Below are 14,249 nucleotides of genomic sequence, written 5' to 3' on the forward strand. Positions count from 1 at the left end.
GTTCAATCCACCCCCAGTTGGTGCAAGAACCGCTGAAACAACTCGGCCTGACTGTTGATACCGAGCTTGGCATAGATGTTTTTCCGGTGATTTTTCACCGTGCCGGGGCTGATACACAGCTGATCGGCAATGGCCGCCGCACTGTGCCCCTGCAGAAACAACCGAGCCACCTCTTGCTCCCGATCGCTCAAGCGCTCATCAACAAACACCCCTGACGATGCTACCGCGTCATTCAGCAAGGAGGCCGACGCCTGCCAGTGATGCTTTTCCAGCAACGCCTGGAGCAAGGGGAAAAGATAGGTCATTTTGTCACTCAGCAGGTCGCCGTCCCGCTCCGGCGGGGGTTGATAAAATCCAAATGAAAAGGCCAGGGTCGTGTCGGCACTGGATGATACGAAACACATCAGCTCGTCGTGCAGACCCAGTCCGGTGTAATAGGTCAGAAAATATTCGGTGCGCCGAAACTCCGACGGGGCTATCTCGTCCAGACGAAACACACCGGCAGTAGGACGACCGAGCCAGTGCTGGTAAAACGGGTCGAGCTGGTACATGCCGGAACAATAAGGATGCAGGGTCGCAGCCTCCTGCTTCTGGCTCAAATTATGTAACACAACTTCGGGACTGCGATAACGGTGAAACCGACACAACACCAGATCGATACGCGGAAAGTAAGTTTCCAGACAGGTTTTAAGCTGAGGCAAAAAGTCTTTTTTATCAAGGGATGAAAGCAAAAACGCCAAAGGTTCTAGAGAGTGGGGAGCAATATCCTTTTGCATCAATTTTAGCTACCACCGAAATATAAAACGGTGAATAAAATGTAACATCCAAAAACCTCCCTGGCCAGTTATTGCACCGTGCCAGGGCGGTTATTTGTTAACGAATATCCTTCAACAGTGGCAGTAGGCTTTCCAGTAGCGCCGCCTGGTGGGGTTGCAGCTCCTGCTGGCCCCAGCGGGCAATGTCATCGCCGGCCGGGTCGGGTACATGGATCTCGCTTTGGCTAAGGGTTTCGATCACCCGGTGACCACAGAAGGGGACATAGCCTTGCGAATACCCCCCTTCATGCACCATGACCAGCCGACCTTCGCACAAGCGTTCGGCGGCCGTCATGACCTTTGCGGTCAACTGGCCAAAGGCATCGGCATTGAGCAGCATGCAGCCGAGCGGATCCATGGCGCTGGCATCAAAACCACAGGCCACCACGACAAGCTCCGGCTTAAAGCGTTCCAGCGCCGGGATCACCAGTTGATCCATGGCCGCCAGGTAGGCGCCGATACCGGAGCCGGCCGGCAGCGGCACATTGAGGTTATATCCAAAACCGGCACCACTCCCCCGCTCTTCCGCACTCCCCGAGTCGATGGGGTAATTGTTGTCGTGGTGCAATGAAATGGTCAGCACCTCGTCGTCTTCATAAAACGCCTGCTGGGTACCGTTGCCATGGTGTACATCCCAGTCGATTACCGCAACCCGGCGCACCAGACCCTGAGCCTGGGCAGCCCGGATGGCGATGGGTATATTACCCAGCAGGCAGAACCCCATGCCCCTGTCCGCCTCGGCATGATGGCCGGGCGGGCGCGACAGGCAGTAACCATTGTAGATTTCTCCCCTGAGCACCGCGGTCACCGTGGCCATGGCCAGGCCGGCGGAGCGACAGGCGATGGGAAAGGCATCCTGGCGAAAGGGCGCATACTGGCCGGCATCGCCGTAGCCTTGTTCGCTCATGGCGCTGAGTTCATCAATGTAACGCGGGGTATGAAAGCGCAACAGGTCTTCGCGCATCGCGGGCGTACCATTCACCGGTGTCAGTTGTTCCAGCAAGCCACTGACCGCCAGCAGGTTGCGCAATCGGCGCTTGGTTTCCGGGTGTTCAGCGGCGGCGGCAGGCTGGATGAATCCGCCGGGGCGGTCAAACACCGAGCAGGGGCCCGCATCGTGCCATAGGCAGTGTTCGTGAAAGGCGAATCCGGTTCGTTTCATTTTGCTCTCCTTGTTCAGTATCAGGCCATCAGCCACAGCAACAGGGTGGTCACGGTGGCGGCAATCAGGGTATAGGGCAGTTGACTCAGGGCATGTTGCATCGGGCTGATGCCGCATCCCCTGGCGGAAATCACGGTCGAGTCGCCAAAAAAGCAGGCATGGCTGCCAAAGGCGCCGGCGGAGACCAGGGCACCCAGGGTCAGCGCCATATTGGCATCAAGGGCCTGAGCCAGAGGGATCATGATGGGAAAGGCGATGGCATAAACGCCCCAGAACGAGCCGGTGGCAAAGGTCAGACCGGCAAGTACCAAAAAGCTGAGCGCAGGCAGCCAGCGCGCATTCATGTAGGGCGTAATGGTATCGATAAGATAGGGTGCCAGCCCAAGTTGCTCGTTTACCGCCTGCAGCACAAAAGCCGCAAACACGATGCCAAGAGGCAGCAGCATGGTAGCCATGCCCTGAATAATTTCATCAAACAGCCGGGGCAGGCTGGCCAGCCCCTGCAGCCGGTAAAGCACCAATGAGACCACCAGGGCACAGCCAACCCCCATCAGGGCATCAATATCGAAATACCAGGTGGCCAACAACAGGGTCAGCACCGGCATAATAAAGTTCACCAGGCGTGGAGGCTGAAGGTGGCCCGGCTCGTCTTCCTCCACCGGTGCGTTTTTCCCCTCCAGGCACTCCTGCTCCGCCTTTTTCATGTAGCCAAACAGCGGAATCACCCCGTAGGCCACCAAGGGCACCATCAGCAACGCTACCCAGGGGTACACCAGGTAGGGCAGCAGGCTCAGGTAGTAGTTAAACCCTTCCCCTTTGGGTACCAGGCCATTGGCTTCTATCAGCCCGGCCAGATAAATCACCCAGGTCGAAAACGGGATCAACAGGCATACCGGCGCCGAGGTGGAGTCCACCACGTAGGCCAGCATGTCCCGGGATATTTTCAGCTTGTCCGACAGCTTGCGCATGGCGGTACTGACGGTCAGGGCGTTAAGGTAGTCGTCAATAAAAATGGCAATGCCCAGCAGCCAGCTCGCAACCAGTGCATGGGACCGCCGTTTGACATATTTTCCTAGCGCATCACTGAAAGCCAGAGTCGCGCCGGAAAACTGCAGCAGCGCAATCAAGCTGCCGAGCAACCCACATACCAGGATCAGCCAACCCATGATGGGCCCCTGCATTACCTCCAGTGTACTGGCCACAAAGTTATGCAGTGTCCGCTCCGGTTCAATCAGGGCAAACCCGGCCAACGCCCCGGCCAGTAGCGGTTCCAGGGTTCGCCGGGTCAGCAGCGCCAGCCCCAATACCACCAGCGTCGGCACCAGGGCAAAGAGCCCGAATTCGCCTTCGGTTTTTCCCGTCCCGAGTGATATCACCAACAGGAACACGCCACTCAACATCACCAGCCGAAGCCAGCCGATGGGCAGTTTTTCCACCCGGGGGGTCAGTATCTTTTCCATGCCATCTTCCTCGTCGCTCCATTGACGCTTCATCATAGAAGGAGGTGGGAAGAGGCTGACATGTCCCTTGGGGGATATTCTACGTGATCAGAGTCACATCAATGGTTAACCTTCAGGATACAAAAGCGAAACATCGTGGAAACACAGGCATCAAACAGAGGGCGATACGCCCTCCTTAGTGATCAGAAATGCTTGGCGGGGGTCGAGCAGCTCACTATTCGGCAGGGACGGTCGCCGTTGTTGCGAAACCGGTGCGGCTGGGTGGTGGAAAAATAATAACTGTCGCCTTCCTGCAGCACCCGCACCTGACCGCCCACAATCACCTCCACTTCGCCTTCGATCACCACGCCCGCTTCTTCGCCCCGATAGGCCATCATGTCATGGCCGGTATCGGCGCCGGGCGGGTAGGTCTCGATGATAAAGGACATGGCGCGGTTTTTGCGGTTATAGCCGACCAGTTTCAGCGACAGATCATTCGAGCCGACGTCCTTCAGCTCGTCGGCAGCGTAGAAAATCTGATCGGTATTCTGCAAATCCAGGGTAAAGAATTCCCCCACCGTCATGGGAATACCATCGAGGATTTTCTTCAGCGAACTGACCGAGGGGCTGACCTTACCCTGCTCGATCAACGACAGGCTGGAGTGAGTCACACCGGTGCGCTTGGCCAGCTCTCGCTGGGAAATATTACGCAAGGTGCGCACCGCCTTCAGCCGGACACCCACATCGTTGGACATATCATCACTACCTTGTTGTTCCGCTGTCGTCATATGGTTACGCCAATAAAAAGGGGGGACTTTGTGCGCCTCGCATTCTACAGCAAGGTCAAATAATCCGTAAGTGAATGACTGTCGGCGAAGAGAAACTGGCGTTTATTCAGGCGGTAATCAGCAGCTCAAGAAAGTCATCTACAGGCATGGGCTTGTGGTATTTGAAGCCCTGCAGATAATCGCAGCCCTGGTGCTGCAGCCAGGCTTCCTGCTCACCGTGTTCCACCCCTTCGGCCACCACCTTCAGCCCCAGGCCTCTGGCCATGCCGAGAATGGACAGGGTAATAGCGCAATCATCCGGATCTCCGGGCAGATCCTGAATGAAAGAGTGATCGATTTTCAGCTTGGTAAACGGCAGACTCTTGAGTCGCAGCAACGAGGAGTAACCGGTACCAAAATCGTCGATGGACAAGGTGATCCCCATGCGCACCAGCTCTTCCAGCGTGCAGCGCAACACTGTTGAGTCACCCTTGATGGCGTCTTCGATCACTTCCAGTTCCAGCTGCGTGCCCAGCACCTGATAACGCTGCAGACTTTCCCAGACTTTATCCGCCAGCAGGGGATCCATTATCGAGTCGGCAGAAAGGTTCACCGCCACCGGCGGCATCGGCAAATCCTGTTCACGGGCCCGCTGTATATCCCGACATACCTGGTTCAGCACCCAGAGATCCAGCGCGGCAATTAAACCGGTTTCGTAGGCCAGCGGCAGAAAATCCGCCGGCGACATAAAGCCCTGTGTCTCATGCTGCCAGCGCACCAGGGCTTCGGCACTGACCACAGCGCTGCCGTCAGCAGACATAATCGGCTGATAAAACACACTCAGACCATCGTGGGCGATGGCGTCGGTGAGCTGGCTTTCCAGCAGAAACCGCGCCTTGGCCGTGGTTGAAATATCCTGATTGTAATATTGCGCCTGACGCCGGCCACAGGCCTTGGCATGGTACATGGCCGACTCACTGTGCCGAAGCAGGGTGGACACGTCGCCGCCATCATCGGGGAACAGAGAAATACCGATACTGGCACTGACCTGGACTTTCTGCTCTCCGACGCTGATGGGGTAGTTGACCGTTTCCAGAATGGTCGCCACCGTCTCGTCCATGGTCGCTTCCCCCGCTGGAAACCGGTAGATCATGGCAAACTCGTCTCCACCGACCCGCGCCACCATCTCCTTGCCCGGTAGCAGCATGCCGCGCAACCGGGCCGCCACCTCGCTCACCACGGCGTCACCGACCTGCTGCCCCATGCCGTTATTGATGGCATTGAGCCGGTCGATGTCGAACCACAGCAGGGCAAACGATACCGGCGTCTGCTGCTCAATCTGCTGCTGAATATGATTGCGCAGCGAGCGCAGGTTCAGCAGGCCGGTAAAATCATCATGATGGGTAATGTAGTCCAGCTCTTTGCGGCTGTTCAGCCAGGCCTCGTGGGTATTGATCAGGCTGATGGTATCGGCGATGGCGGTCACGCAGGCGATATCGGCCAGGCTCCACTGTCGTGATTGCCGGTGTTCCAGGCAGATGACACCACTCAGGCGATTGCCATCGAAGATAGGCGCATCCAGCATGGAGACCACCGGCTGGCTTGCATCCGGATAATACGGATGAAAGGAGCGAGTGCGCGGGTCGCTACATACCTCTTCGGCACAGATGATATCGGCGGCATCCAGCGCCAGAAAATAAGCCGGGTGCCGATCACGGCTCAGGCTGAACCCCGGGTTCGGATCCGCCGAAAGCGGGGGATAAAGCACCTCACGCTCGAGGCGATGAGCACAGGGGCTCAGCGTCCAGATGCTGACGTTGTCGACCTTCAGCAGCTCACCACAGAGGGCGCTGAGAGCTTCCAGCTTCTTGCGCTTGTTCTGCCCGGTAAAGCCCCGACCGTGCAACAGCTGCGTCAGGGCCTTGTGATAACCGAAAAAGGTCTGAATTTGTTCCACAGATAGTCCGTTAGCCGTTGACATACCAACCCATAATGGCAAACCCAATTGACACTGTCCATGCAGATTCCGGCTTCAATCCGAAAACCGTCGCCCCCCGCAAATTTTTATAAGATTCTGTTTTATATAAGAATTATTGAATATTAATCTCATCGGCGAAACGACGGCTTAGCGCATGCCCGTCAAACAACATTCCCGTATCGGCAGGGGCCGACGCACTGGCGGTTACTCTTCACGCACTATGGTTACCTGACTGAAGCCCAGCTTGCGGAAATATTCTTCACGAAAGTCCTTCATGGTCTTGCGGTCGTTGCGGCTGACATTGGCCACCTGGCTTTCCATGCGATGAAACTCGGTCAGATCCACCCCTTCCGCCGTGGCGATGGCGTCATAGACGCTGTGATGCTTGTCATTGGCGAAACCGATTTCTTTTTGCTGCTTGTGATAGTGGTAACTGATACGAAAGGCCATGGTGGTATGTATTCCCCGGAAAAATGCCATTGTCGCCGCAACCACGGTGCCAACTCAAGCCTTCCCTGCGAAGACAGATTCCCATCCGCCCCTCGGCAGCGCATAATCGGGGCATGAAACGAATGGACTCTTTTCCGGCTTCTGCTGCAATGCGCGAGCGCAGCCCGCTCATTCTGCTGCTGTTGCTGGGCATGGCGCTGCTCGCCTTCGTGCTGACCAGCTCGGCACGCATGCAAGCCATGGAGCAAATCCGCGAGCAGGCCGATGCCAATCTCAGCCGTTATATCGTCAGCCTGCAGTATCAGCTCGACCGGCACCGGGATTTACCTCGCCTGCTGGCCAGTCAGCAGCAGCTGATCAGCCTGCTCGAACATCCCGGCAATGCGCAGAACATCGACACCGCCAACCGCTACCTGGCCTGGGTCAATGCCACCATGGGAGCCACCGACAGCTATGTGATCGGTACCGACGGCATCACCCGGGCGGCCAGCAACTGGGATCAACCCCACTCCTTTATCGGCAACGACTACAGTTTTCGCCCCTATTTCCAGCAGGCAATGGAAGGCGGTGCCGGTCGCTATTTCGCCCTGGGCAATACCTCCCGGGTACGGGGTTATTTCTTTTCCTACCCGGTGCTCCAGGCCGGTCAGATCATCGGGATCGTCGTGGTCAAGGTCGATCTGGAAGACATCGAAGCCGACTGGAGCGATCCTCTGCAGGATATTCTGGTGATGGATGAAGACGGCGTGATCTTCATTTCCACCCGGGCCTACTGGCGCTTTCGCACCCTGGGTTACTTGCCGGAAGTCGGCAGGCAGACACTTCGGCAGTCTTACGGTAATCATGAGTCACAACCCCGGGCAGGCCGCCCACCAGTCGGTCCGGCGGCGAGCCGGCTCACCGAAATGGATGTTGCCCGTATCAGCGCCAGTCGCCGTTACGGCCAGGCTCCGCTGCTGCCACTCGATATCATTCGTCGGGAAGTCACCGAACAGGGCGATCTGCTGCTGACGCTGGTTGATACCCCGGGCATTTCGTCCGACCGTCAATCCGGCCGAGCCGGCCATTACCTGCTGCGAAGCCGGCTACTGCCCGACGCCGGCATGCGGGTTGCGGTGCTGGCCAGCCTGCGTCCCTTGCAGAGCAGCCTTCTCAAAACCCTGGGCCTGGGCCTCACCTTCTACCTGATTCTGGCCGCGCTGGTGCTGTTTTTCAGCGCCCGCCACCGCATGAAGCAACGGCACCAGGCCGAGCTGCAGCAGGCGCACGAAGCCCTGGAGCTGCGCGTCAAACTGCGCACCCGGGAGCTGACCGATGCCAACCAGCGCCTGCAACAGGAAATAGAGCAGCATCATCAGACCCAGAACCAGCTGATTCAGACCGCCAAGCTGGCCGTCCTCGGCCAGTTGTCTGCCGGCATCAACCATGAACTCAGCCAGCCGATCACCGCCATCCGCCATTTCGCCGACAACGGTCGCAAGCTGCTCACCCGGGGCAGAGCCGAGGCGGTAACCACCAATCTGGCCGAAATAGCCGGACTGGCCGATCGCATGGCCTCCATTCTGCAGCCGCTCAGGGAGTTCGCCCGCCCACAGCAGGAGTCCGGGCGGGGCGTCAATCTGCAGCATCTGCGTCAGGGGGTCATGGTGATCATGGGCAGCCAGCTGGAGCAAAAACAGGCCGACATCAGCTGGCCAGAAGGACTGGAGCGGCTCTGGGTGACCGGCGACATCGGCCGGCTGGAACAGGTGCTGGTCAACCTGATCGGCAACGCCCTGCAGGCCATGATCGGACAGTCGTCTCCCCGCATCGACATCAGGCTCAACAGCCAATCCCAATGGGTACGGCTGAGCGTGCGCGATCATGGGCCGGGCCTGAACCCCGACGCCCTGACTCATGTATTCGAGCCTTTCTACACCACCAAGCCGACCGGTATGGGGCTGGGGCTGTCCATTTCCCACCGCATCGTCCATAGCCTTAACGGCAGACTGGAAGCCGCCAATCACCCGCAAGGTGGTGCCCTGTTCACCCTGACGCTGCCATCGTATTCACCTCAGGAGCATGCATGAACCATGACGCTACTGTCATCCTGGTCGATGACGATCCCCATGTCCGCCTGTCGGCCGGGCAAACCCTGGAGCTGGAAGACTACCAGGTGCTCGCACTGGCCGATGCCCGCCAGGCCCTGGCCCGGATCACCCCCGACTTTGCCGGCGTGGTGGTCACCGACATCAATATGCCGGGCATGAGCGGGCTGGAGCTGCTGCAACAGATCAAACAGCTGGACTCGGACATTCCGGTGATCCTGATCACCGGCTTCGGGGATATCTCGATGGCGGTCGGCGCCATCCGCAACGGCGCCTACGACTTCATCGAAAAACCCTTCTCCGCCGACCTGCTGCTCGATGTGGTGCATCGGGCGCTGGAAAAACGCACCCTGACCCTGGAAAATCGCACGCTGCGTCAGGAACTGCAGGCCCAGAGCGCCCCCGGGCCGCGCATCATCGGCAGCTCTCCCGCCATACTGCAACTGCGCCAGCTGGTACTGACCGTGGCCGACACCCCGGCCGATGTGCTGCTGATGGGAGAAACCGGTACCGGCAAGGATTTGCTGGCCCGCTATATCCACGAGCACAGCCCGCGCCGGGAGCGCAATTTTGTGGCCATCAACTGCGGCGGCGTACCCGAGACCCTGATCGAGTCGGAGCTGTTCGGCCACGAAAAAGGCGCCTTTACCGATGCCAGAGAACGACGCATCGGCAAGTTGGAACATGCCAACGGCGGCACCCTGTTCCTGGATGAAATTGAAAGCATGCCGATGAGCCTGCAGATCAAACTGTTGCGGGTGCTGGAAGAAAGAGCCATAGAACGGCTGGGATCCAACACCCTGATCCCGCTCGATCTCAGGATCATCGCCGCCACCAAGGCCGATCTTCGCGCCCTGGCCGAGACCGGCGAGTTTCGCGAAGATCTCTATTACCGGCTCAACGTGGTGCGCATCGACATTCCTCCCCTGCGGGCCCGCCCCCAGGACATTCCCATGCTGTTCCAGCATTTCGCCCTGCTCGCCTCCTCTTTGTACGAACGGGAGATTCCGCCGCTGTCGCCCGAGCGCATTCACAGCTTGATGAGCCACGACTGGCCCGGCAACGTGCGTGAACTGCGCAATCTGGCGGAGCGATATGTGCTGCTCGGCGAAGCCTGTACCTTCGACTTCGACGACAGGCCCATCACCGAGCCGGAGCCGGTGACCCAGGGGCTGGCCGCTCGGGTCGAGCACTTCGAAAGAACCCTGATTCAGGCCGAACTCGCCCGCCACGGCGGCTCCATCAAACACACCCTGGAGAGTCTCCAGTTACCGCGCAAGACCCTGTACGACAAGATGAAAAAATACGAGCTGGACAAAAACGATTACAAGGACGGCACCGACTGAGCCGTCATTAGCGCCGATGGGGGGATTTACATCCATCGGCGGCGACCAATTCGCGGCAGACTCACCGGTCTCGTCACGGCCTCGGTGCCTATTTTCGCGCCATCAGGCGCCAATGGGTGGAAAGCCGCCAAAGCTCTATCTGGAACTGGCGGATTCCCACCCATTTCTACTCAATACCACACGACTGAATCACCTCGCCCTGCCCGCCAGCCCTTTAACCACGGGCCTCTGCCCCCACCCCACCAATTCTGGCCTCATTATTGCTACATGGCATTAACAACAACGCCACAGGGTTATCCGCGCTCAGGAGACACCCCGGCAGGGAAAGCCAACCGGCCCGGGAGCCGGAGCAAATACAGAGGTCAAGATGTCAAACGACGAACAACAACTCGACAGCCTGAGTCCCGACGAGCAGAAAAAGCTCAAGGAACTGATGGAGAAAGATGCCAAGAGCGAGCGCAAGCTCACCGGGCCCTGGGCCTGGCTGACCGCCGGCCTGGCCGCAGTCATGGTGGCCATCTACTTTTACGGCGCCGGCGTCGCCGCCCTCAGCACCCAGTACCATCTCGGCATCTATGTGCTGATCACCTTCGTGCTGGTCTTCCTGTTATACCCGGCGGGCAGCCGCGCCGCCCATGGCGGCCTGTCGTTGATCAGCGCCACCCTGCTGTCGTTGCTGGTCAGCTGCTTTCTGGTGTACGACTCGCCCACCGCCTTCTACCAGCAACTGACCCTGTTCCGGGAAACCTGGGACTACGACGGTCTCGGCATGGCGCTGGAGCAGGATCTGGACAAGCTGCACTACGGCCTGTGGCTGATCCTGCCCTTCGCCGCCATCCTGGTGCCGCTGGACCAGTGGCTGAACCGGCGTAACCACAACAGCCCGACCGCCAGCGATGTGATACTGGCCCTGATGACCGCCGGTACCGTACTGTACTGGATCAGCCAGTTCGAGCTGCTCAACTACCGGGCCGGGGCAGAAAACGAGGTCGACATGCTGATCAGCATCGTCGGTCTGCTGTTATCGCTGGAAATCTGCCGCCGGGTGCTGGGCTGGTCCATCACCCTGATTGGGGTGGCGATGATCGCCTTCGCCCTGTTCGGACCCTATCTGCCCGAGCTGCTGGCTCACCGGGGCTTTCGTTTCGAACGCCTGGCCACCGCCCTGTTCCTAACCACCAACGGGGTTTTCGGGGTCATGGCCAGCGTACTGGCGACCTATGTCATCCTGTTCATCTTCTTCGGAGCCTTCCTGCAGAAGTCCGGCGCCGGCAGGTTCTTCATCGATCTGCCGCTGGCCCTCGCCGGTCGCTCCACCGGCGGACCCGCCAAGGTCGCGGTGATTTCCTCCGCCCTGTTCGGCTCGGTGTCCGGTTCGGCCATCGCCAATACCGTGTCTTCCGGCGCCTTCACCATTCCGATGATGAAGCGGGCCGGTTTCAGGCCCCATGTGGCCGGGGCCATCGAACCCGCCGCCTCCATCGGCGGCATGTTTCTGCCCCCCATCATGGGTGCCGGCGGCTTCCTGATGGCCGAACTGACCGGTACCCCCTATTCCACCATCATGATGCTGTCCATCGGCCCGGCGTTGCTCTACTTTCTGGCGGTGTACTGCATGGTGCACTTCGAAGCCAAGAAGCATGGCCTGGTCGGCGTGCAGGGCGAAGAAATTCCCCACTGGAAAACCGTGTTCAAGAGCGGCTGGTACTATGCCCTGCCGCTGGTGATCATCACGGTGCTGTTGCTCACCGGCCGTTCCGCCGGCAACTCGGCATTCTGGGCTACCCTGTCGTGCATCGCGGTCAGCTGGGTCGACAGGGAAACCCGTATGGGGCCCCGGGAAGTCTGGGATGCCATTCAGATCGGCGCGCGCAACACCCTGATCGTGGGCGCCACCATCGGCGTAATCGGCATCATCGTCGGCACCATTTCACTCACCGGCATGGGCCTCAAGTTCTCGGATCTGATCATCTCCATGGCCGGTGACAGCCTGATGCTGGCGCTGATACTGGTGGCCATCGCCTCGCTGGTGCTGGGCATGGGGGTACCGGTGACCGCCGCCTATCTGATTGTGGCCGTGCTGGCGGTGCCCGCGCTGGGCGAATTCGGCGTCTCGGCCATCGCCGCCCACATGATCGTCTACTGGCTGTCTCAGGACTCCAACATCACGCCGCCGGTATGCGTGGCCGCCTATGCGGGCGCCGCCATCGCCGGATCGGATCCCTGGAAGACCGGCTGGACCTCGTTCAAGTTCGCCAAGATGCTGTACGTGATGCCGCTATTGTTCGCCTATGTGCCGGCCATGCTGCTCGACGGCAGCGTGCTGGAAATCATCACCGCCTTTGTCTCGGCCACCCTGGGTACCATCGCCTTCGGCGCCTTCGCCATGGGTTATCTGCGCCGCAAGACCCGGCTGTTGGAATGGCTGCTGCTCGGTGCCGGAACCCTGTTGCTGTACTGGCCGACGCTGGTTTCCGATATCGGCGGTCTGGCACTGGTCGCCCTGGTGTGGTGGCTGCAGCGGGAAAGCAATGCCACGCCGATGGCCGACATCCACCATTCCAATGCCAGTTAAGGATATTCCCATGGCCCAGATTAAGTTGATTGTATATGCCACCGACTTCTCCGCCAGCGCCGCCCGGGCGGCGGAGTTGGCCAGTCATCTGGCCCGGATGCACGGCGCCCGACTGCACCTGCTGCACGTGATCACCGAGCTGGGCGACCGGCACCGGCGCAGCATTCCCGCCGGGGTAATGGACGCCTTCGTCAGGGAGGTCAACACCCAGGCGATGACCGACATGCATGACTTCAAACAACGGCTGTTCGGCCAGTTTCAGGGCGAGCTGACCACCGACGTGGTGATTGGCTCCGGCCCCGAGGCCCTGTTGTCCCAGGCCAACAGCCTGGGAGCCGACCTCATCATCATGGGCAGCCATGGCCGTCACGGCCTGGAAAAACGGCTGCTGGGCTCCACCACCGAGCGCGTTATTCGTCAATCATCGATTCCGGTATTAACGGTACCCGAGCGCGGCTGAACGGCCGCCTCCCCTTTCTCGAGGGAAGACAACGAGAAATACAACCATAAAGAGGAAACAACCATGATACTGAATAAAATGTGCAAGCCTGCCAGGACGCTGACATCCATCACCCTCGTTGCCGTGACCACCCTGGGTACGGGCATGGCTCATGCCCAGACCGAGCGGCTGGCGTTTTCCGGTGGCCCGGACGGCGGCACCTTCCAGTATTTCTCCAACGGCATTGCCACCCGGCTGTCGCGCACCATGGCGGGTGTGGAAGTCTCCAACATGGCTTCCGCCGGCTCGGTGGAAAACCTGCGTCGGGTCAACTCCCGCGACGCCGACTTCGGTATCGTCTACTCCGGCGACATGTATCTGGGGCTGACCGGCAAGCTGACCAACGACACCCGCAAGTATCGCAATGTGCAGGCCATGTCCTATCTGTACGGCGCCCCGGCGCACCTGATAGTGCTGGACGGCTCCGGCATTACCGATGTAGCCCAGCTGGCAGGCAAGAACATCGCCGTGGGACCCGCCGGGTCCGGTGCGGCCGCCTCCGCCCAGCGCTTCTTCGAGGGAGTGGGGCTGTGGGACAAGATCACGCCCCAGTACATCGGCTACAACCAGGGCGCCTCGGCACTGGGCGACCGCCAGATCGACGCGCTCTGGGTATTTGCCGGCTTCCCCAATGCGTCGGTGATCCAGGCCGCCTCCAGCAACAAAATTCGCCTGCTGCAGGTGAACGAAGCTGCCGAAAAAGGCACCCTGTTCAATGACCACCCCTACTACGCCGCGGTTACCATTCCTGCCGGCACCTACGCCAACGTGGATTATGATGTGGTGACCATTCAGGACTCCGCCCTGTGGGTGGCCGGTCGCCATTTGTCCGAAGAAAAGGTGCGCGACAGCCTGCAGGAGATCTATTCATCCGACGGCCTGAAGTTCATGTCCTCCGTCTCCCAGGCCGCCAAGTCCATGAGTATCGACAGCGGCATCATGGGTATCGTGACCCCGATGCACGACGGCGCCAAGACATTCTGGACCGAACAGGGCAAGACGCTCACCGAAGCTCAGCAATAATCCCTTCACCTTCAGTCAGTTAAACCCCGCACTAGCGGGGTTTTTTATCACTAGACTGGCCGCTCAGGCTGTTTATCCTCCCTCTTTACTGCAATTTAATATATTGTT

At 59.4% G+C, this 14,249-nt stretch carries 11 protein-coding genes; 5 read left to right on the plus strand and 6 right to left on the minus strand.

Annotated elements, in window-relative coordinates; all coding sequences use genetic code 11:
• Positions 1-2 precede the first annotated feature (2 nt).
• The 6 genes from ABD827_RS09300 to ABD827_RS09325 form a co-directional block, all read right to left on the minus strand.
• A complete protein-coding gene (locus ABD827_RS09300; protein ID WP_344964363.1) occupies positions 3-701 on the minus strand; it encodes a helix-turn-helix transcriptional regulator in 699 nt (232 codons plus the stop codon).
• A 172-nt stretch (positions 702-873) separates the two neighbouring features.
• Positions 874-1,977, minus strand: coding sequence for a class II histone deacetylase (locus ABD827_RS09305; protein WP_344964365.1), 1,104 nt, complete (start codon positions 1,975-1,977; stop codon positions 874-876).
• A 20-nt stretch (positions 1,978-1,997) separates the two neighbouring features.
• The gene (locus tag ABD827_RS09310; protein ID WP_344964367.1) at positions 1,998-3,437 is read right to left on the minus strand and encodes a Na+/H+ antiporter NhaC family protein; all 1,440 of its coding nucleotides are present in this window, start codon (positions 3,435-3,437) and stop codon (positions 1,998-2,000) included.
• Positions 3,438-3,619: 182 nt separating this feature from the next.
• A complete protein-coding gene (locus ABD827_RS09315; RefSeq protein ID WP_344964369.1) occupies positions 3,620-4,171 on the minus strand; it encodes a cupin domain-containing protein in 552 nt (183 codons plus the stop codon).
• A 139-nt stretch (positions 4,172-4,310) separates the two neighbouring features.
• The gene (locus ABD827_RS09320) at positions 4,311-6,140 is read right to left on the minus strand and encodes a sensor domain-containing phosphodiesterase (RefSeq protein WP_344964371.1); all 1,830 of its coding nucleotides are present in this window, start codon (positions 6,138-6,140) and stop codon (positions 4,311-4,313) included.
• 225 nt (positions 6,141-6,365) lie between these two features.
• A complete protein-coding gene (locus tag ABD827_RS09325) occupies positions 6,366-6,611 on the minus strand; it encodes a DUF2960 domain-containing protein (RefSeq protein WP_298719869.1) in 246 nt (81 codons plus the stop codon).
• 122 nt (positions 6,612-6,733) lie between these two features.
• On the opposite strand from ABD827_RS09325, the gene ABD827_RS09330 reads away from it, so the two are divergent.
• The 5 genes from ABD827_RS09330 to ABD827_RS09350 all read left to right on the plus strand — a co-directional run bounded on the left by ABD827_RS09330 (position 6,734) and on the right by ABD827_RS09350 (position 14,141).
• Positions 6,734-8,680 carry a sensor histidine kinase gene (locus ABD827_RS09330; protein WP_344964374.1) on the plus strand — a complete coding sequence of 649 codons (1,947 nt, stop codon included), beginning with the start codon at positions 6,734-6,736 and terminating at the stop codon, positions 8,678-8,680.
• Positions 8,677-10,044, plus strand: coding sequence for a sigma-54-dependent transcriptional regulator (locus ABD827_RS09335; protein ID WP_344964376.1), 1,368 nt, complete (start codon positions 8,677-8,679; stop codon positions 10,042-10,044). The genes ABD827_RS09330 and ABD827_RS09335 overlap by 4 nt, the downstream gene beginning before the upstream one ends.
• A 367-nt stretch (positions 10,045-10,411) precedes the next feature.
• A complete protein-coding gene (locus ABD827_RS09340; protein ID WP_344964378.1) occupies positions 10,412-12,619 on the plus strand; it encodes a TRAP transporter permease in 2,208 nt (735 codons plus the stop codon).
• Between the two features lie 10 nt (positions 12,620-12,629).
• Positions 12,630-13,079, plus strand: coding sequence for a universal stress protein (locus ABD827_RS09345; protein ID WP_344964380.1), 450 nt, complete (start codon positions 12,630-12,632; stop codon positions 13,077-13,079).
• A gap of 63 nt (positions 13,080-13,142) precedes the next feature.
• Positions 13,143-14,141, plus strand: a complete 999-nt coding sequence (locus tag ABD827_RS09350; protein WP_344964382.1) for a TAXI family TRAP transporter solute-binding subunit — start codon at positions 13,143-13,145, stop codon at positions 14,139-14,141.
• Positions 14,142-14,249: the final 108 nt, after the last annotated feature.

The organism is Oceanisphaera sediminis, from assembly GCF_039539745.1.
In the GTDB taxonomy this organism is placed as follows: domain Bacteria; phylum Pseudomonadota; class Gammaproteobacteria; order Enterobacterales; family Aeromonadaceae; genus Oceanimonas; species Oceanimonas sediminis.